The organism is Chondromyces crocatus, from assembly GCF_001189295.1.
GTDB lineage: Bacteria > Myxococcota_A > Polyangia > Polyangiales > Polyangiaceae > Chondromyces > Chondromyces crocatus.
Map to the genome: position 1 here is coordinate 7,495,001 of NZ_CP012159.1, position 20,805 is coordinate 7,515,805.

General features: G+C 71.2%; 3 protein-coding genes (1 of these 3 running past the window's edge). All 3 read left to right on the forward strand.

Annotation, left to right across the window (positions count from 1 at the left end; translation table 11 throughout):
- Positions 1 to 3,808, forward strand: the 3' portion of a protein-coding gene (locus CMC5_RS26950) for a HEAT repeat domain-containing protein (protein ID WP_050433112.1). Its footprint begins 827 nt before the window's first position; the window shows 3,808 of its 4,635 coding nt (coding positions 828-4,635); the start codon falls outside the window, past its left edge; it ends in the stop codon at positions 3,806 to 3,808.
- A 243-nt stretch (positions 3,809 to 4,051) separates the two neighbouring features.
- A complete protein-coding gene (locus tag CMC5_RS26955; protein WP_050433113.1) occupies positions 4,052 to 10,570 on the forward strand; it encodes a type I polyketide synthase in 6,519 nt (2,172 codons plus the stop codon).
- A gap of 21 nt (positions 10,571 to 10,591) precedes the next feature.
- The gene (locus tag CMC5_RS26960) at positions 10,592 to 20,803 is read left to right on the forward strand and encodes a type I polyketide synthase (RefSeq protein ID WP_050433114.1); all 10,212 of its coding nucleotides are present in this window, start codon (positions 10,592 to 10,594) and stop codon (positions 20,801 to 20,803) included.
- The last annotated feature ends 2 nt before the right edge of the window (positions 20,804 to 20,805 follow it).

Here is a 20,805-nt window from a genome sequence, read left to right on the forward strand (position 1 = left end):
CGGAGGGCTGGGTGACGCCGCCGATGCCGAGGTCCTGCTGGTCCTGGCGGAAGAGGATCCTGCGGGTGCCGGCCCGGAAGCGCTCGAGGCGTTGCGCCAGCTCAAGCGGCGTGGGCGCTCGCTCGACGAGGATCAGGCGCGTCGCGTGATCGACCTCGTGCTTCGATACGCGCTGCTGTCGCTCGAAGCGGCGGCCGAGTGTGCGAGCAGCAGGGCCGACGCGATGGTCTCTGTGCTCGATCGAGCCTTGGACGAGGGGGCACCGAAGGCGCGTGTCGTGCGACTGCTGGGCGCCTTCGGGACCCGGGGGGCGATCGGGCGACTGGTCGAGATGGCGGGTACCGATGCCGACCTGCACCTGTCAAGGGAGGCCATCCGCGAGCTGGGCAGGCTGGAGGAGCGCTCGGCCGAATCCATGATTCTGGCGAGGCTCGATGCCGAGCCCGATGCCTGCCTGTTCGCTCTGGGTCGGCTCGGCGGCGCAGCCACGGTGGCGCGACTGCGGCTGCTCCTCGATGGGCCTCCCCTCCCCTGGCAGTCGGCAGGCCTCTCGGTCCTCTTTCGACTGGATTCGTCGCCCCGCGTGCTGGCTGCGGCAGTCGAGCACGGGGCGATCTCCGCCGAGACGCTCGACGCGCTGCCGGCGCACGGGAGCGAGGAGCAGCGTGAAGCGCTCGCAGCCATCACCGAGGCCCCGGGGCACCCGTTCCGCATCGCAGCGATTCGAGCGCTGGGCCGCACGGGTGGGCCGCTCGCGGTGGACTCGCTCGGGGGGCTGCTGACCGATGGAGACGAGGGGGTTCGCGCTGAAGCGCAGGCGGCGCTGCGGGTGTTGGGGCAGCGCCTCGCCACGCCCGATCCGCCGCTATCTTGCCTGGAGGGTGCGCTCGACCCAGGTGGCGCGCTCGTCGCGGAGGCAGCGCTGCGCAGGCTGCGTTCGAGGCCAGTGTCCGTGACCGAGACCACGCTGCTGCTCGACGCGGTCGCCGGTCATCGCCATCCCCACCTGGTGCGCGTGGTGCGTCCACTCTTGCGCCGGGACAATGCCGAGATTCGCAAGCGCGCAGTCGCCTGCCTGTCCGCCGCAGGGCCGGGATGTGCGGGCTGGGTCTTGCCGTACTTGAGCGCGACCACACCACTTCCGGTCGCACGTCAGGTCTTGCTCGCCCTCGGTGGGGCGGCAGTGCCTGGGATGGGCGTGGAGCTCGCGGCGTGGCTCGCCCATCCCAACATGAACCTGAAGAAAACGGCCGCAGAATTGCTCGCCCGGAGCGCGGATCCCAGGGTCGTTCCCGCGCTGGTCGAGGCGCTCGCGCACCATGATCAGCCAGGCCTGAGGGTGCTTATCGAGGGTGCGCTACGAGCACTCGCGGGACCGTTCTTCCGTTCGCTGCTCGTCGAGCGACTCACTGCCGCAACCAATCCACGACACGAAGGCTTGCTCGCGACCGCGCTCTCGGGAGCCTTCTCCCCTGCAGAACTCGCCGCCCTCGTCGCGCATCGCCCCGACGTTCCCATGGCCTTGCTGGCTCATGTGTACGCGGCGGACGCTGGTCTCATGGCTGGAAAGCATGCAGAGATGGACGCCGAGCTGCGCCGGCGTGGCGTCGGACATCGCATTCCAGATGAAGGTGACGTGGCGCCAGGGAGCCTCTTGCGTGCGGGCCTCGCACGGGCAGATGCGGCACGTCGCGCATCGACGCTGAGCAGGCTCCTCCGCGCGTTGCCCTTCGAGGACGCGGACGCGCTTTCGTCCGACGTGGTCGCCGGGATCCAGGCGGCGGCAAATGGGTCTCCCGCCATCCTGACGCTCTCGATCGTCGAGCAGCGCCTCCTCGCCGGGCTCCTGCCTCGGCTCGATTCCACGATACGGAACGACGCCATCGCGCTCCTCGCCACAACGACGGATGCCTTCGTCCTGTGCCGGGTGCTGCCGTTTGTCGAGGGTGAGGGCAAGCTCGATCCACGTCATGCGCCACTGCTCGTCCCGATGCTCCTCCAACGCGGGCCGGAGACGGCGCGTGCCCTGAGCCGCGCATCGCGCCCGGAGGTGCGCGCCCAGGCCGCGCTCGTGCTGCGGCTCGCAGGAGAAGCAGGGATCGCGCATCTGCCTCCGGATCAGCGCACCGTGATGATCTCTTCCTGGATCGAGGCGGGGCGCGATGACGTGCTGCACGCGATGCTGGAAGGTTCGGGAGCGGGCGCGCTCGCCGAGGTCACCGCCCGTCTGGCCGAGCAAGCGGGAGCCGCCGCGGCGTGGTCCCTGGCGGAAGCGTATGTCGCTCGTTCTCCGCTCGAGCGGGCCCCCGCCCTGGTGGATCTCGCGTTTCTCGGCGAGGTGGCCGAGCCGGCGCTCCGGGAGCTCGCCAGGAGCGATGCGCGTGGCGAGGTGCGCCGGCGGGCGCTCCAGGCGCTGTCCAGGAGGCGCAGCGCGGATCGGGCGCTCCCGCGAGGGCTGCTCGACGATCCGCACCCCGGTGTCCGTGAGGCGGCAGCGGAAGCGCTCCTGAAGGCGGGGGATCGCGACGATCGCGCGCTGGTGCTCGGCGCGTGGCTGGCAGGCGCATTCCGGAAGGCGTTTCGGCTCGGGATGGATGAGCAGGACGCGCCGGTCGTCGCGGCAGCGATGGCGGAGGCAATGACCGAGGCCGCGCAGCTCCATCTCCTGGGCGCCATGGAGGCGCTCCCTCCGAGGGAGCGCGTTCCGCTGCTCATGGCGCAGCTCCCCTCCCCTCATCCCCGGGTGGCGGCCGCAGCACGCGACGCCTTGCGCTCGCTCCCGCCGACGGAGGTGCTCCCCTTCGTCGAGGGTCAGCTCCGAGCAGGTGACGTCACGTGGCTCGACGTGATCGGTGTGACGGGCGCGCTGCCGAGAGGGCTCGCCGAACTGGCGCGCACGTCCCCAGACGCCACCGAGTGGCTCCGGTTCTGTCTTCGTGCAGCGGGGACTGGTGTCCTGTACCCGGCGGGACTGGGTCCCTCGATCGCCGCGTGGGCGGCGGCGGATCCCTCGCCTACGGCGCTGTCGGTGCTCGCGCGCCTCGCCGACTGGTACGAGGTGCGGCACGCGCAGGGGCTCGTCCGGGCCCTCGCTCCCGCCCTCTCGGGGGCGAGCCGTGAGGCGGTGCTCGGTGCCATGCTGGATGGGCTGCGCGAGCAGCCACCCGAGCTGGTTGCGCGCGTGCTCTCGGGTCTGGTGCGTCCGACCGACGCCACGGCGCTGCTGGCTCTCGCCAGGGCCGAAGCCGGATCGCCAGGGCTGCTGCGCCACCTGGAGCCCACCATGCGGATCGCCGTCGAGCGCACGCTCGACACAGCGCTGGACACGGCCGACCCAGAGAGCGCACGCCGCCTCCTCACCTACTTCGTCGACCGGACGGAGAGCCCATCGGAGCGCGAGCGCGTCCTCGCGCTGCTGGAGCGACACGTCCGAGCCCCGTCACGTCGCGTGCGCCTCCATGCCCACCGCTTGCTCCGGGTCATGGCCCCGCGGGAGCGCTACCTCCGGGCGAGCCGCGCGCTCCTCGACGACGCCGACGCCACGACGGTGCGGCTCGCCATCCGTGTGCTCGCGTTCGGTGGCGACGTCGACTCGGTCGCGGCCATCGCCGAGCGACTGATCGACGCGCACGCCGGCGTCGCACGCGCTGCGCGAGAAGGGCTGCTCGCTCTCGGGCAGGCTGCCGTGGCACCGCTCGTTCGCCACCGGACGCGATTGCGTCCCGATCGCCGCGCCGTCATCGATACGCTCCTCACCGAGATCCAGAGTCGCTCCTCGTCAGGCACGGCGCCTCACGAGCAGGGGTAGCTCTTCATTAAACGTGGTTCCTCGACGGGATCGCTCGAGGACGATACCGCGTGAGGGCAATGCCACGGCGCGACGGTGACGCCATACCCCTAACGGGTCATCAGCGAGGCCAGAGACGGCGAATGGGGATAGGAATCCCGAGCACGCGAAGGACGAAAACGTTTCCTTCGCGATGGCCGAATCCGACCATAACAAAATTACCTCTGGTTGTTATGCCCGGGCGCGTTAGCATCCGCGCGCCTCATGGAGCACAAGGCCCGGCTCACCAGCGCCCTGCTCGCGATCAAGAAGCTTCAGGGCGATCTCGACGCCGTGGAGCGCTCCCGCCGCGAGCCCATTGCAATCGTAGGCATGGCATGTCGCTTCCCTGGCGGTGCCATCGACCCGGGCGCGTTCTGGCGGCTGCTCTCGGAGGGTGTCGACGCAGTGACCGAGGTCCCGCCGGATCGCTGGGACGCCGACGCCTGGTACGGGCCGGGCGCTGAGGGAAAGATCTGCACCCGAGAGGGAGCGTTCGTCGGACCGCTCGATCGCTTCGATCCTGCCTTCTTCGGCATCTCGCCCCGCGAGGCAGCCACGCTCGATCCTCAGCAGCGTCTCTTGCTCGAGGTGGCCTGGGAGGCGCTGGAGCGCGCCGGCATCGCGCCCGATGCGCTCTCGGGCTCGAAGACCGGCGTCTTCGTGGGCGTGGGGCTCGACGACTTCGCGCAGCTCGCGCTCCGGACCGGCGACGTGCGCTCGCTCGACGTCTACAGCGGCACGGGCGCGGGCCTCTGCTTCACGGCAGGGCGCATCTCGTTCGTGCTCGGCCTGGAGGGCCCGAGCATGGCCGTGGACACGGCGTGCTCGTCCTCCCTGCTCGCCGTCCACCTCGCGTGCCAGAGCTTGCGTCAAAGGGAGTGCTCGCTCGCCCTGGCAGGGGGCGTGAACGTGCTGCTCTCGCCCGAGATCAGTGTGTACCTCTCGCAGTCCCAGGCGCTCTCCCCCCGTGGGCGCTGCAGGACGTTCGACGCTGGCGCGGACGGGTACGTGCGCGGCGAAGGGTGTGGTGTCGTGGCGCTCAAGCGCCTGTCCGACGCGCTCGCCGATGGCGACGACATCGTGGCGCTGGTGCGCGGATCCGCCGTTGGCCACGACGGCGCGAGCAGCGGGCTCACGGTCCCGCGTGGGCCAGCGCAGCAGTCGGTGATCCGTGCGGCGCTCGAGAACGCTGGGCTCGATCCGGCCCGGATCGGGTACGTGGAGGCGCACGGGACGGGGACGTCGCTCGGCGATCCCGTGGAGGTGGAAGCGCTCGCCGCAGCGCTCTGCCAGGGGCGAGCCGAGGAGCAGCCGCTGCGGATCGGCGCGGTGAAGACGAACATCGGGCACCTGGAGACGGCTGCCGGGATCGCAGGGCTGATGAAGGTGGCGCTGTCGCTCCAGCACGAGGCGCTGCCCGCGAACCTGCATCTGGAAAAGCCGAACCCACTCATCCCGTGGGCCGAGCTGCCCGTCACGGTCGTGACGGAGCAGACGCCCTGGCCACGGTGCAAAGAGCCACGCGCAGCCGGCGTGAGCGCGTTCGGCCTGAGCGGGACGAACGTGCACGTGGTGCTGGAGGAGGCGCCGCCGAGGCAAGAGGCCGCGAACCGCGAAGAGGCCGCCACCGCGGAGCGACCCTTCCACTTGCTGCCGCTGTCCGCGCGGAGTGAGCGCGCGCTCCGCGATCTGGCCGGTCGCTACGATCGCCACCTCGGGGCGCACCCGGAGCAGCATCTGAAGGACGCAACGTTCACGGCCGGCGTGGGACGCGCACACATGGTCCACCGAGCCGCGATCGTGGCGCGGGACGTCCGCGAGGCGCGCGGACGGCTCTCAGCGCTCTCCGAAGACGCGCCGAGCGCGGGGCTCGTCACGGGGCACGCGGCGTACGGACGGCGTCCCAGGGTGGCATTTCTGTTCACCGGGCAAGGCGCGCAGTACGCCGGGATGGGCCGGGCGCTCTATGCTACGGAGCCGACGTTCCGTCGCGTGATCGATCAGTGCGCAACGCGGCTCGGGCCGCACCTGCCCGAGGGGCTCGTCGCGGTGATGCACGACGCAGAGGCCGGGCGCTGGGCGCTGAACGAGACGGGGTGGACGCAGCCGGCGCTGTTCGCGCTGGAGGTGGCCCTCTGCGAGGTGTGGCGCGACTGGGGGATCACCCCATACGCAGTGATGGGTCACAGCGTGGGGGAGCTCGCGGCGGCCTGCGTGGCTGGCGTCTTCAGTCTGGAGGACGGTCTGCGCCTCGTGGCCGATCGAGGTCGGCTGATGCAAGCGTTGCCGCGGGGCGGGGCCATGGCCGCGGTCTTCGCACCGGAGCCGGTCGTCGCCGAAGCAGTACGCAGGAGCGGAGACGCGGTCGCCATCGCCGCGGTGAACGGGCCGTCCGAGGTGGTCATCTCAGGGGCGGAGGCGGAGATCGAGGGGGTTCTCGCGCTGCTCGAAGCCGCGGGCGTGAAGGCACGGCGGCTTGCGGTGTCTCATGCATTCCACGCGCCTCAGATGAGTCCGATGCTCGATGCGTTCGAGGCCACGGCCGCCCAGGTGACGTACGCAGCGCCTCAGATCCGGCTCGTGTCCAACGTGACGGGCGCCGTCGCGACGCCGGATGAGGTGACGAGCCCCGCTTACTGGCGGCGGCACGTGCGGGAGACGGTGCGGTTTCTGGACGGGATCCGGGCGCTCGCGGCACTCGGGATCGATGCCTTCGTGGAGATCGGGCCGAAGCCGACACTGCTCGGGGCCGGGCGGCAGTGCTTGCCGGAGAGCGAGGCGGCGTGGCTGCCGTCGCTGCGCGAGGGGGAGGCGGACCTCCAGCAGATGCTCTCGAGCCTGGGCGCGCTCTATACACGGGGCGCCGAGATCGACTGGGCCAGGCTGCACCGGGGCGCGGGGCGACGCCGGATTCCGCTGCCCACGTACCCCTTCGAGCGAGAGCGGCACTGGGTCCAGGTTCCCACGCGCCGGGGCCCTGACGCTGCCGCTGGGTCGCCGTGGCTCGGCCGCGCGTTCAGCTCCCCGGCCGTGGCGGAGCACTTCTACGAGCGCGCGATCTCGGTCGCAGCGCTGCCGTTCCTCGGCGACCACCGCATCTATGGCGGCGTGGTCGTACCGGGCGCGAGCCACGTGGCGATGATGCTCTGCGCCGCCGCGGAGCAGCTCGGGAGAGGGCCTTGCGTGCTGGAGGACGTGGCGTTCGTCCAGCCGCTGCGGCTCGGTGACACCGAGGAGCGATCGCTGCAGATCGCGTGGCGGCCGGAGGGCGAAGGCGCGGCGTCATGCCGGATGTGGAGCCGCGGGTCGGGGCCGGGCGAGACCTGGCTGCTCCACGCGGAGAGCAGGCTTCGGGCCGCTGAGTCCGAGGCCGTACCGCGTCCTGGCGCACCGCGACTGGGCGCACCGGACGGCGAGGGCTGGCACGAACTCGATCCGGAGGACTTTTACCGTTCGGTCGCCGCGCGTGGGATCGATCTGGGGCCGACGTTCCGCTGGATCCGGCGAATCGCCCGGCGAGGTGGTGAGGCGTGGGGCGAACTCGTGGCCCCCGAGGGACTCGATGAGGGCGCGCCGCTCCACCCTACCCTGCTCGACGCTTGCATCCAGCTCTTCGGCGCGAGCTGGCCGGCCGAGCGCTTCGACGAGGTGGCGTACGTGCCGATGGGGATCGAGCGCCTGCGCTTCCGTGGCGGGGCCGTGATGCCCACCCGGCTGCGAGCGCGCGCGGTGCTCAGACCGGGCAGCGGAGAGGGCAAGGACCGGCTCGTGGGTGACGTGGTGCTCGCGGACGATGCTGGGCATTTCGTGGCGGAACTCTCGGGCCTGCACGCGAAGCGAGCGCCGGTGGAGATCTTCTCGACCCGGACGCGGGGGAACGATGTGCTCTATGAGATCGCGTGGCCCGAGGCGAAGCGCCATGACCGGGTGGCGCTGGTGGAGGCGCCGGGACGCTTCGTGATCCTCGCCGACAGGGTCGGCATCGGGGCGCAGCTGGGGGCCCTTCTCGAACAGCGGGGCGCGAGCATGGTGCTCGTGAGCGCAGACGACGACGTGACCGATGCCGCGCGGCTCGACGCGCTGCTCGCCGACACGATGCAGAGCGGAGCAGCGCTCGCCGGCGTGGTGAGCCTGCGGGCGCTCGATGCGCCGCCGGCCGACCAGCTCGACGCAGCCGCACTGGAAGCTGCAGGGGCGCTGTCCCTCGGCGGCGCCCTGCACGTCGCACAGGCGCTCGCGCGGGCCGAGTCGAGAGCGCGGCTCGTGCTCGTGACGCGTGGAGCCCAGCCGGTCGCACCAGGGCGCGTCGAGGTGGCTCAAGCGCCGCTCTGGGGCCTTGGTGCGGTCATCGCCCTGGAGCACCCGGAGTGGCGCTCGACGTTGATCGATCTCGACCCGACAGCGAGTGTCGCAGCGTCGGCCGAGACGCTGCTCGAGGAGATCCTCGGGAGTGACGGAGAGGATCGGCTCGCATTCCGCGGCGGCGCGCGCCACGTGGCGAGGCTGGTCCGAGCGGACGCGCGCCGCCACGGTACGGACCGCGAGACGGACACGCCTTCGCAGCTGCGGATCCAGTCGAGGGGCTCGCTCGAGGGTCTCGGGTGGGTCCCCATCGAACGGCGGGTGCCGGGGCGCGGCGAGGTGGAGATTCGCGTGCGGGCCACGGGCCTGAACTTCCGCGATGTACTGACCACGCTGGGGATGTACCCGGGAGAAGGCGGGCCGCTCGGGCTGGAGTGCGCGGGCGAGGTGGTCCGGGTCGGAGACGGGGTGGAGGGGCTCCGCCCAGGCGACGAGGTGGTGGCGCTGGTGGCGGGGAGCTTCAGCACGTTCGCGACCGTGGCGGCCGCGTTCGTGGCGCCCCTGCCGCCCAGCATGCGCTTCGAAGAGGCAGCGACGCTGCCCATCGCGTTCCTGACCGCGGAGTACGCGCTGAACCGGCTGGCGCGGATGAAGCGCGGAGAGCGCGTGCTGATCCACGCCGCGGCCGGTGGTGTGGGTCTCGCAGCGGTGCAGCTCGCGCAACAGGCCGGCGTCGAGATCTTCGCGACTGCCGGGAGCCCGGAGAAGCACCGCTACCTGGCGTCGCTCGGAGTCCAGCACACGATGAGCTCACGCTCCGCCGACTTCGTCGATGAGGTGATGGCGCGGACCGGCGGCGCGGGCGTGGACATCGTACTGAACTCACTGACCGGCGAGATGATCCCCAAGAGCTTGTCGGTCCTGGCGAAGGACGGGCGCTTCGTCGAGATCGGCAAGGCCGGGATCTGGAGCGCGTCCGAGGTCGCGGCGCTGCGGAGCGACGTGGCGTACTCCGTGTTCCTCCTGGACGAGAACGCGGCCGAGCGTCCGGCCGAGGTGGCGGAGGCATTCCAGGCTCTCGTGCGCGGGGCCGAAAAAGGCGATGTGCGGCCGTTGCCCGCGCGCGCATTCCCACGCGCCGAGGCGGCCGAGGCCTTCCGGTACATGGCCCAGGCGCGGCACATCGGGAAGATCGTCGTGACGCAAGTGGCAGAGGTGCGGTCCGACGCGACGTACCTCGTCACGGGCGGCCTCGGGAGCCTGGGGCTCTCGGCGGCGAGCTGGCTCGTGACCCTGGGTGCGCGTCACGTGGTGTTGATGGGACGGCGTGGGCCGAGTGACACGGCGCTCCAGGCAGTGCGGGCGCTGGAGGAGGCCGGCGCGGAGGTCCGCGTCGTCAACGGTGACGTCGCGCGCGCGGAGGACGTCGCGCGGGTGCTCGGCGAGATCGACACGTCGATGCCGGCGCTCCGAGGCGTGCTCCACCTCGCGGGGACGCTCGACGATGGCGTGGTGCGGACCCTGCGGTGGGATCGTGTCGCGGAGGTGCTCGCGCCCAAGGTGAAGGGCGCCTGGAATTTGCACGCGGCCACGCGAGACCGGCAGCTCGACCTGTTCGTGCTGTTCTCGTCGACCGCCTCGATGCTCGGGTCGCCCGGACAGGCGAGCTACTCGGCGGCGAATGCGTTCCTCGATGCGCTCGCCCACCACCGCCACGCCGACGGACGACCAGCGCTCAGCATCAACTGGGGCGCGTGGGCCGACGGCGGGATGGCGGCTGGCGTCGACCCGGAGCGCCTCCGTGCGCGCGGCATCGATCTCATCCCGCGGGATGAAGCGATCGCCTGGCTCGACCACCTGGTGCGGAGCGACGCGGCGCAGGTAGGTGTCTTGCCAGTGCGGTGGGACGTCTTTGCACAGGGAGGGTCAAGGCCGCTCCTGTCCGGACTGATCCGACCGCCTGCACGGCCCAGTGGCGTCGGGGCAGATATACCGGCCGGGCCTTCGTTCCTGGAGCGTGTGCGCGAAGCTGCGCCGAGCCGGCGGCAGGGCCTGGTGACCGCAGCGATCGAGGAGCAGGTCGCGCGGGTGTTGCGCCTGCGCGGTCCTGTCGAGCCGCAGCAGCCACTCCGCGAGATCGGGCTCGATTCGCTCATGGCGGTGGAACTCAGGAACGCGATCGGCCGAGGGACGGGGCTGACGCCGCCCATGACGCTGCTGTTCGACTATCCGACGATCGATGCGCTCACCGGCTATGTCCTACGACAGCTCGACGCACCCACCGCGAATGGCGCGACCGTCCGAGGGCCTGAACGCACTACGACATCTACCGAGGTGCGCTCGATGCTCGGCGAGCCGCTGGATCTTCCGGCGGAGGAGCTGTCCGACAGCGAAGCCGAAGCTCTGCTCGTCGAGGAGCTGGAGCGGTTGAACTACTGAGTCGAGTTGCGAGGGAATGCTGTGAACTCCGGAGAAAAGCGCGAAGAAGCAACCACGGCGTCTGCGCCCACGGTGGTGAAGCGCGCGCTCGCAGCAGTGCAGGATCTCCGCGCTCGGTTGGCCGCGGCGGAGCAGGAGAAGCACGCGCCGCTGGCAGTGGTCGGCCTGGGCTGCCGCTTCCCGGGCGGCGCCGACGACCCGGAGAAATTCTGGGCGCTGCTCCGCGAGGGTCGCGACGCCGTGACCGAGGTCCCCCGGAGCCGCTGGGATGTCGACGCGCTCTACGATCCAGACCCGGACGCGCCAGGCAAGATCGCATCGCGCCACGGCGCTTTCCTCGCGGACGTGGATCGCTTCGACGCAGGCTTCTTCGGCATCGCGCCGCGGGAGGCAGCCGCGATGGATCCGCAGCAGCGCCTGTTGCTCGAGGTGACCTGGGAGGCACTGGAGCACGCCGGCATCGCAGCCGATGGGCTCGCCGGTAGCCGCACCGGTGTGTTCCTGGGCATCTGCAAGGGAGACTATCTGCGCTTCCTGCTCGACGATCCCGAGCGCATCGACGCCTACGTGGGGACGGGCAATGCGGAGAGCGTCGCCGCCGGGCGACTCTCCTACCTGCTCGGCCTGAAGGGGCCGGCCGTGTCGATGGACACGGCGTGCTCGTCATCCCTCGTGGCGCTTCATTTCGCGTGCCAGAGTCTGCGGCGGAAGGAGTGCGATCTCGCGCTGGTCGGAGGCGTGAACCTGACCCTGGCGCCGGAGATCTCGATCAACTTCTCCAGGGCGCGGATGCTCGCGCCGGACGGGCGATGCAAGACATTCGACGCGGCGGCGGATGGGTACGTACGCGGCGAGGGCTGCGGGGTGGTCGTGCTGAAGCGGCTGTCCGATGCGCTGGCGGACGGCGATCGGGTGCTGGCGGTGATCCGCGGCTCGGCCGTGAACCAGGATGGGCGAAGCAGCGGGCTGACCGCGCCGAACGGGCCCTCGCAAGAAGCCGTGATCCGCGATGCGCTCCATGACGCAGGAGTCACGTCGGCTGCGGTCGGCTACGTGGAGGCGCACGGGACGGGCACATCGCTCGGCGATCCCATCGAGGTGGAGGCCCTCGGGGCGGTGTTCGGTGAAGAGCGCCGCGAGCGCCCTTGCATCCTCGGGTCGGTGAAGACGAACATCGGTCACCTCGAAGCCGCAGCGGGCCTGGCCGGACTCATCAAGGCGATCCTGGTGGTGCAGCACGGAGAGATCCCACCGCACCTGCACCTCCGGACTCCGAGCCCCCGCATCCCCTGGGATGCACTGCCGCTGACGGTCACGACGTCGCTCTCTCCATGGAATGGCGGCGGCGGTCCTCGGATCGCCGGCGTGAGCTCGTTCGGCTTCAGCGGAACCAACGCGCATGTGATCGTCGAGCAGCCGCCGGAAGAAGGAGCCAGCGTCAGCGCGAACGTCGATGCGCCGGATCGGCCGCAGCTGCTCTCGCTGTCGGCGAGGTCGGAGACGGCGCTACGCGCGCTCGCGGGCCGGTACGTGGAGCGGCTCGCAGAGAAGCCGTCCCTGCGCCTCGCTGAAGTGTGCTTCACGGCGAACGTGGGGCGCGCGCATCTCGGGCATCGGCTCGTGGTGGAGGCGGGGACCACCGAAGCGCTCCGCCAGAAGCTCGCAGCTTTCGCTGACGGCACGTCGCCCTCCGGCATGGTGAGCAACGTGCTCGAGCGTTCGGGCTCGCCGCAGATCGCGTTTCTGTTCACCGGGCAAGGGTCGCAGTACGCGGGGATGGGGCGTGGGCTCTACACGCGCGAGCCCGTCTTCCGCGAGACGCTCGACCGATGCGCCACCCTCCTCGAAGGGCAGCTCCCCCTGCCCCTGCTCACCGTCCTGTTCGAGGAGCAGACGCCGCGGCTGCTCGACCAGACCCTCTACACCCAGCCCGCCCTCTTCTCGCTCCAGGTCGCACTCGCCGCCCTCTGGCGCTCCTGGGGGCTACGCCCACACGCCGTCCTCGGCCACAGCGTCGGCGAGCTCGCCGCCGCCTGCGTCGCCGGCGCCTTCGACCTGGAGGAAGGCCTACGCCTGGTCGTGGAACGAGCCCGATTGATGCACGCCCTGCCCACGGGTGGCGCCATGGCCGCCGTGTTCGCCGACCCCGCTCAGGTCGAGCAGGCGATCCTCGCCGAGGCGGAGGGGCGCGCCGTGATCGCCGCCTGGAACGGCCCCAAAGAAGTCGTGCTGTCCGGCGACGCGGACGCGGTGGAGCGGACCGCTCAGCGGCTGCGCGCGCAGGGGGTGCGGGTCCAGTCCCTCGCCGTGTCCCATGCCTTCCACTCGCCGCGGATGCTACCGGCACTCGACGCGCTCGAACACGCTGCCTCCGCCATCACCTACCGGCGCCCCGACGTCGAGCTCGTCTCGAACCTGACTGGAGCGCCGCTGCCCGAACTCTCCGCTCCCTACTGGCGACGCCATGCCCGCGAGCCGGTGAAGTTCGCCGAGGGCGTCCAGGCGCTGTACGACCTCGGGGTTCGGCTGTTCGTCGAGATCGGGCCCCAGCCCACGCTGCTCGCCATGGCCCAGCGCTGCCTGCCGGTCGATGCGGCCACCTGGCTGCCGTCCCTGCGCAAGGGCAAGGACGAACTCGGCATCGCGCTCTCCTCTCTCGCCGAACTCCATGTCCGCGGCGTCGACGTCGACTGGCGCGCTCTCCAGCACGCCACGCCACGACGCAAGGTCTCGCTGCCGACGTACCCCTTCCAGCGGCTCTCGTACTGGGTCGAGCGCAGCGCCAGGCCCGCACGCTCCGAGGGCGAGAAGGACGTTTACGAACTCGCTTGGATCGACGCGACGCACGACACGGTCGCGTCCCCTGGCGTCGGGCGCTGGCTGATCTTCGCGGACCAGGGCGGCCTCGGGGAGGCGCTCGCGGAGCAGCTCTCGGCCGGAGGCGCCTCGTGCACGCTGGCGTTCGCGGGGCGCGAGGTCGACGTGGCCTCGTCCGAGACCATCGCGCGTGACGTCGAGGCGCTCGCAGGCGAGGCGCTCGCGGGTGTCGTTTACGCCTGGGGACTCGACAGCCCCTCTCCTGACGAGTCCACGGTGCCCGCGCTCGCCGAGAAGGCAGTGCTCACTGCGCTCTCGGTACTGCAGGCCATCGCGCGCCGAGATGGCGCCGTAGCGCCCCCGCGCTTGTGGATGGTCACCCGAGGGGCGCAGGCCACGGGCGGCGCGTCGCCAGCGGTCGCGCAGGCACCGCTCTGGGGTCTGGGCCGGGTCTTCGCGGTGGAGCACCCTGATCGCTGGGGTGGGCTCGTGGATCTCGACCTGGAACGCCCGGACCATGAGGTGGCCCCACTCGCCGACCAGGCAGCCATGGTCGCCAATGAACTCGGGCGTGACGCGGGCGCCGAGGTCGCTCACCGCGGCGGGCGTCGCCTGATCGCACGCCTGATGCCCGCTGGGACTCTCCCCGGTGGGCCGCCGAAGCTCGACGTCTCGGCGACCTACCTCGTCACCGGCGGCCTCGGCGCGGTAGGCCTGCACGTCGCACGCTGGCTCGTGGCGCAGGGGGCACGCTCTCTGGCGCTCGTCGGCCGCCGCGCGCCTTCGGATGAAGCGCTCACAGCGCTGCGTGGTCTCGAGGCCAAGGGCGCCAGCGTCCAGGTGTTCCGCGGCGACGTCACCGTGCTGGAGGACGTCACCCGCGTCGTCCAGGGCCTGGACGCGACAGGACGCCGGCTGGGCGGGGTGTTCCACGCCGCTGGCGTGCTCGAGGACGGCGTCCTCTCGCGGCTCGACGGGGGGCGCATGACGCGCGTCCTCTCGCCCAAGGTGCGCGGCAGCTGGAACCTGCACCTCGCGACGCGAGGGCGGAATCTCGATTTCTTCGTGCTGTTCTCGTCGGCGTCCTCGCTGCTCGGCTCACCGGGACAGGGCAACTACGCGGCAGCGAATGCCTTCCTCGACGCCCTCGCGCATGCACGACGCGCAGCGGGCGAGCCTTCGACCTCCATCCACTGGGGCCCCTGGGCCGGCGAGGGCATGGCGCAGCGGGATGCGCGGAGCCGGCAGCGCTGGGCTTCACAGGGGGTGCACTTGCTCGCACCCGACGACGGGCTGCGCCTCCTCGGGCGACTGGTCGCACCGGGCGCCCCCGTCGAGATCGCCGTGCTGCCGTTCGACTGGGAGCGGCTCCGCGCCTCGCTCCCGGGAGCGGCGCTCCCGCTCCTCGAGGGCCTCGCGTGCCACGAGGTTGCGGAGACCGCTGCACCGACGCTCGAACGCGCCCGCGCTGGAGAGCTCGTCCGGAAGCTCGAAGCTGCACCAGCCGCGGAGCGCATGGAGGTGGTGCTCGCCTTCGTTCGCGGTCAGGCCGCCGAGGTGCTCGGCTTCGACGGGTCGCACCCCCTGCCTCTGCACCGGGGGATGTTCGAGCTGGGCTTCGACTCGCTGATGGCCGTCGAGCTGAAGAACCGCCTCCAGGCGGCCGTGGGCGACGCGCTGCCGCTGTCCAACACCGTGGTGTTCGACCACCCCACGCTCCACGCGCTGGCCGAGTTCCTGGCCGGACGCGTCATCAAGGGCGAGGCCGTGATCGCGTCGAGGATCCAGGCGGCCTCGGACGACCCGATCGCGATCGTGGGCGTGGGCTGCCGGTTTCCAGGCGGAGCTGACGGGCCGGACGCTTTCTGGCAGGTGCTGCGCGATGGGCTGGACGCGATCGTCGAGGTCCCGAAAGAGCGCTGGGACATCGCGGCGTTCCACGATCCCGACCCCGAGGCTCCTGGCAAGATGGTCTCGCGCTCGGGCGGCTTCCTGCGAGACATCGATCAGTTCGATGCGGACTTCTTCGGCATCGCGCCGCGCGAGGCGACGTTCATGGATCCGCAGCAGCGGCTGCTGCTCGAAGTCACGTGGGAGGCGCTCGAGAACGCGGGGATCGCGCCAGGTGAACTCGCAGGCAGCAGGACGGGCGTCTTCGTCGGCATCAGCGGCACCGACTACGCGCAGCTCCAGCTCCAGCAAGGCGATCCCCGCCGCATCAACGCCTATTTCGCGACGGGCGGGGCGCTCAGCGCAGCGGCCGGGCGGCTCGCGTACGTACTCGGCCTCCGCGGCCCCGCGATGGCGATCGACACGGCGTGCTCGTCGTCCCTCGTGGCCGTCCATCTGGCGTGCCGTAGTCTGCACGCGGGCGAGAGCAGCGTCGCCATCGCGGGGGGCACGAACCTGGTGCTCCTGCCGGAGACGAACGTGAACCTGTCACGTGCCCGGATGCTCGCGCCAGACGGGCGATGCAAGACGTTCGACGCGGCGGCGGACGGGTACGTGCGCGGCGAGGGCTGCGGGGTGGTCGTGTTGAAGCGGCTGTCCGATGCACTGGCGAACGGCGATCGGGTGCTGGCGGTGATCCGTGGCTCGGCCGTGAACCAGGACGGCCGGAGCGTCGGGCTGACAGCGCCGAACGGGAGCGCACAGGAAGCGGTGCTCCGCGACGCACTGGCGAGCGCTGGCGTGCGGCCCACCGACGTGGGCTACGTGGAAGCACACGGGACGGGGACGTCGCTCGGGGACCCCATCGAGGTGGAGGCGCTCGGCGCGGTCCTCGGCGAAGGGCGCACGCCGGACGCGCCGTTTTACCTGGGATCCGTGAAGACGAACCTCGGGCATTTGGAGGCCGCGGCGGGCGTGGCGGGCCTGATCAAGGTGGTGCTCGCGCTGCAACACGAGGCGATTCCCCCTCACCTGCACTTCCAGACGCCAAGCCCTCACATCCGCTGGGAAGAACTCCCGGCGCGTGTGACGACGGCGTTGACGCCCTGGCCTCGAGGAGGACAGCGACGGATCGCTGGCGTGAGTTCGTTCGGCTTCATCGGTACGAATGCGCACGTGATCGTCGAGGAGGCGCCTGCCTCCGTGAAGATCGACGCGGACTCCGAGGTGCTGACGGAGCGGCCGCAGCTCCTCTCCCTGTCGGCGAAATCGGAGGCAGCGCTGCGTGTGCTTGCGGGCCGGTACGCGGAGCAGCTCGCAGAGGAACCGTCGCTGCGGCTGGAGGAGGTGTGCTTCACAGCGAACGTGGGGCGCGCGCACCTCGCCCACCGTCTCGTGACCGTGGCCAGCTCGACGGCGATGCTCTGCGCAGAACTCGGAGCGTTCGCGGAGGGAGCGTCGCCCAAGGGGGTGCTCACAGGAGAGGCCAGAGACCAGGGCGAGCTACGGGTGGCGTTTCTGTTCACCGGGCAAGGGTCGCAGTACGCGGGGATGGGGCGCGGGCTGTACACGCGCGAGCCCGTCTTCCGCGAGACGCTCGACCGATGCGCCACCCTCCTCGAAGGGCAGCTCCCCCTGCCCCTGCTCACCGTCCTGTTCGAGGAGCAGACGCCGGGGCTGCTCGACCAGACCCTCTACACCCAGCCCGCCCTCTTCTCGCTCCAGGTTGCACTCGCCGCCCTCTGGCGCTCCTGGGGACTGCGCCCACACGCCGTCCTCGGCCACAGCGTCGGCGAGCTCGCCGCCGCCTGCGTCGCCGGCGCCTTCGACCTGGAGGAAGGCCTACGCCTGGTCGTGGAACGAGCCCGGCTGATGCACGTCCTGCCCGCCGGCGGCGCCATGGCCGCCGTGGTCGCCGACACCGCTCAGGTCGAGCAGGCGCTGCTCGCCGAGGCAGAGGGGCGCGCCGTGATCGCCGCCTGGAACGGCCCCAAAGAGGTCGTGCTGTCCGGAGACACGGACGCGGTGGAGCGGACCGCCCAGCGGCTGCGAGCGCAGGGGGTGCGGGTCCAGTCCCTCGCCGTGTCCCATGCTTTCCACTCGCCGCGGATGCTGCCGGCACTCGACGCGCTCGAACACGCCGCCTCCGCCATCACCTACCGGCGCCCCGACGTCGAGCTCGTCTCGAACCTGACCGGAGCGCCGCTGCCCGAACTCTCCGCTCCCTACTGGCGACGCCATGCCCGCGAGCCGGTGAAGTTCGCCGAGGGCGTCCAGGCGCTGTACGACCTCGGGGTTCGGCTGTTCGTCGAGATCGGGCCCCAGCCCACGCTGCTCGCCATGGCCCAGCGCTGCGTGCCGGCCGATGGGGCCACCTGGCTGCCGTCCCTGCGCAAGGGCAAGGACGATCTCGCCACCGCGCTCTCCTCCCTCGCAGAACTCCATGTCCGCGGCGTCGACGTCGACTGGCGCGCGCTCCAGCACGCCACACCGCGACGCAAGGTCTCCCTCCCGACATACCCCTTCCAGCGACGCCGCTTCTGGATCGAGGACATCGCAGCGCGGCCCGCCCGACCTCGGGCGGCCCAGGAGCAGGCCGGCGTGACCGAGCATCCGCTGCTCGGGCGCCGCGTGTCATCCCCGGCCATGCAGGATGTGGTCTTCGAGGCGCTGCTCAGCATCCACGCGCCCGGGCTGCTCGATGATCACCGGGTCCAAGGGCTGGCCGTGGTGTCGGGCCCGACCGAGGCGTCAATGATCCTCGACGCGGCAGCACGCGTACTCGGCCAGGGCCCACTGCTCATCGAGGAAATGGTGATCCAGGAGGCGTTCATCCTGCCCGAGGAGGGATCACGCAGGGTGCACACCGTGCTGACGCCACGAGGGGACGACAGAGCGACATTCCGGCTCGCGAGCTGCAAAGCAGGTGACGAGGAGGATCCCACGGCGTGGCGGCTGCACGTGAGCGGCCAGGTCCGTCAGGTGAGGGACGACGAGCCGTCGCCGGAGGTCGCTGGCCCCACGTTCGAGGAGGTCCAGGCACGTTGCACCGAGCCCATCTCTCGCGAGGCGTTCTACGCGGAGCTAGCTCCGAAGGCGGCGTTCCGCTTCGGTCCCACCTACGAGTGCATCGACGCGGTGTGGCGTCGCGATCGCGAGGCTCTCTGCTGGATGCAGCTTCCCCAGGTGGTATCGGCCGACGAGGCGGCCTGGTACCGCATCTACCCGAGCTTGCTGGATGCGTGCTTCCAGCTCTTCATCGCGGCCCGCTTCGGGCTCGGCTCGGGTCCAGGGACGGGGGACGGGTGGGTGCCCTTCGCGATGCGGGGGCTGCGGTTCGAGCGCCACGGGGGCGGGCGGCTGTGGTGCCACGTCGCGGTGGATGACGACGGGTCGAGTGGGAAAGAGACGGTCCGCGGCGAGCTGCGCCTCTTCGACGAGTCCGGGGCGCTCGTCGCAGTCTCACGGGACCTGATGTTCAAACGCGCCCGGCGCGAGGCGCTGATGCGCGTGCGCGCGACGCTGGAGGGGCTCTCGAGCTGGCTCTACGAGCTCTCGTGGGTCGAAAAGCAGGTGGCTCGCCCGGATCCAGGCCCGGCCGGGCGCTGGCTGCTCCTCGCCGATCGCGGTGCCCCAGGGCAGGAAAGCGTCGGGGCCGCCCTCGCCGCGCGCCTCGCGCAGCACGGAGACGAGGCGGTGCAGGTGCTCGCCGGGGAGCGCTTCGAGGTGCTCGCTCCAGGGCGAGTGACCGTGCGTCCCACAGACGCCGGCGATCTCCAGGATCTCTTCCGGTGGGCGCTGGAGGAGCACCGGCTGCCGCTCCGAGGAGTGGTGCACCTCTGGGCGCTGGACGGTGGGGCGCAGGAGGACTGCACGGCATCAGCGGTCGAGGCCGCGGTCGAACGCGCCTGCGTCCCCGCGCTGCTCGCGCTCCAGCAGATCGCCCGGGCCAGGGAAGGCGCGGGCGCACGGCTGTGGGTCGTCACGCGCCATGCGCAGGCGGTGGGCGAGGTGCGCGTGGATGCCGCCGCAGCGACGCTGGCAGGCCTCGCGGCCGTGGCCGCAGTGGAGGTGCCTGCTCAGTGGGGGGGCCTCGTGGATCTCGACGCGAGGTCCCAGGAGCCGGCGGCGCAGGAGGACGAGGTGGAGGCATTGCTCCGCGAGATCCGCACGCAGGTGACGGGCGAGCGCGTCGCGCTCCGGAGTGACCGGCGGCTCGTCGCCCGACTCGCGAGGAGCCGTCGTCCCGCCACGCCCGCAGACGCCGTACCCATCTCTCCGGACGCGAGCTACGTGATCACGGGTGGCCTCGGGGCGCTCGGCCTGCAGGTTGCACGCTCGCTGGTGCAGCAGGGCGCCCGGCACCTGGCGCTGCTCGGGAGGGGTGAACCATCCGACACGGCGCACTCCACCGTTCGGGCGATGAAGGAGGCGGGAGCGCGGGTGCTGATCCTTTCCGCGGACGTCGCGCAGATCGAGGATGTCGAGCGCGCTCTCGCGCGCGTCCGCGCAGAGCTTCCCGCATTGCGCGGCGTGATCCACGCGGCGGGTGTGCTCGCGGACGGCATGCTCGTCGAGCAGAGCGTCGAGCGCTTCACCGAGGTCATGCCACCGAAGGTCGCGGGTGCGTGGAATTTGCACCTCGCCACGCGAGCGGATCCGCTCGACCTGTTCGTTTTGTTCTCGTCCGCCGCGTCTCTGTTCGGCTCGGTCGGGCAAGGGAACTACGCAGCAGCGAATGCCTTCCTCGACGCCCTCGCGCACCACCGTCGCGCGCTCGGTCTGCCGGCGCTCAGCATCGACTGGGGGCCCTGGGCCGGCGAGGGCATGGCGGCCCAGGTCAGCACGCGCCGGTGGAGCGACTGGGGCGTGGAGCGCATCGGGCCGGAGCAGGGGGCGCAGCTGCTTCGAGACCTGCTCGGCCGGCGCGACGTCGCCCAGCTCGGCGTCCTGTCCGTGTCGTGGCCGAAGCTGTTCGAGCGCACCGCTGGAAGCGCGAGGCTCGGAGTCTTCGAGTTGCTCGCCGCAGAGGCACAGCCAGCACGGCCAGGTGCGGCCGCAACGCCCACCTCCGATGGGCTCGCGGAGCGTTTGGCTCAGATGGAACCGAAGCGACGCCGTGAGCTGATCGCCGAGCGCGTGCAGCAGCTGTGCACCGCTGCGCTCGGGCTCGATCCCGCCGCGCCATTCGACCGGCGCAAGCCGTTGTTCGAACTGGGGCTCGACTCGCTGATGGCCGTCGAGCTGCGCAACAACCTCCAGCGCGTGGCTGGCGTGCCGCTACCACCGACGGTGGTCTTCGAGAACCCCAGCGCCGACGCGCTCACCGAGTTCGTGCTGGGGCACGTCTCCGCGGAGCCGGTACCAGCCACGTCGTCCCCTACCCTCATCGCGGTCACGCCGAGCCCTGTCACCGCTCTGCCCGCTCTGCCCAGCCTCGAGAACCTTTCCGAGGCGGAGCTGTCCGATCTCCTCGCCGCCGAGCTCTCGGCCTCCGCAGCGCTGATGGGACCTGGGATGGACTGATC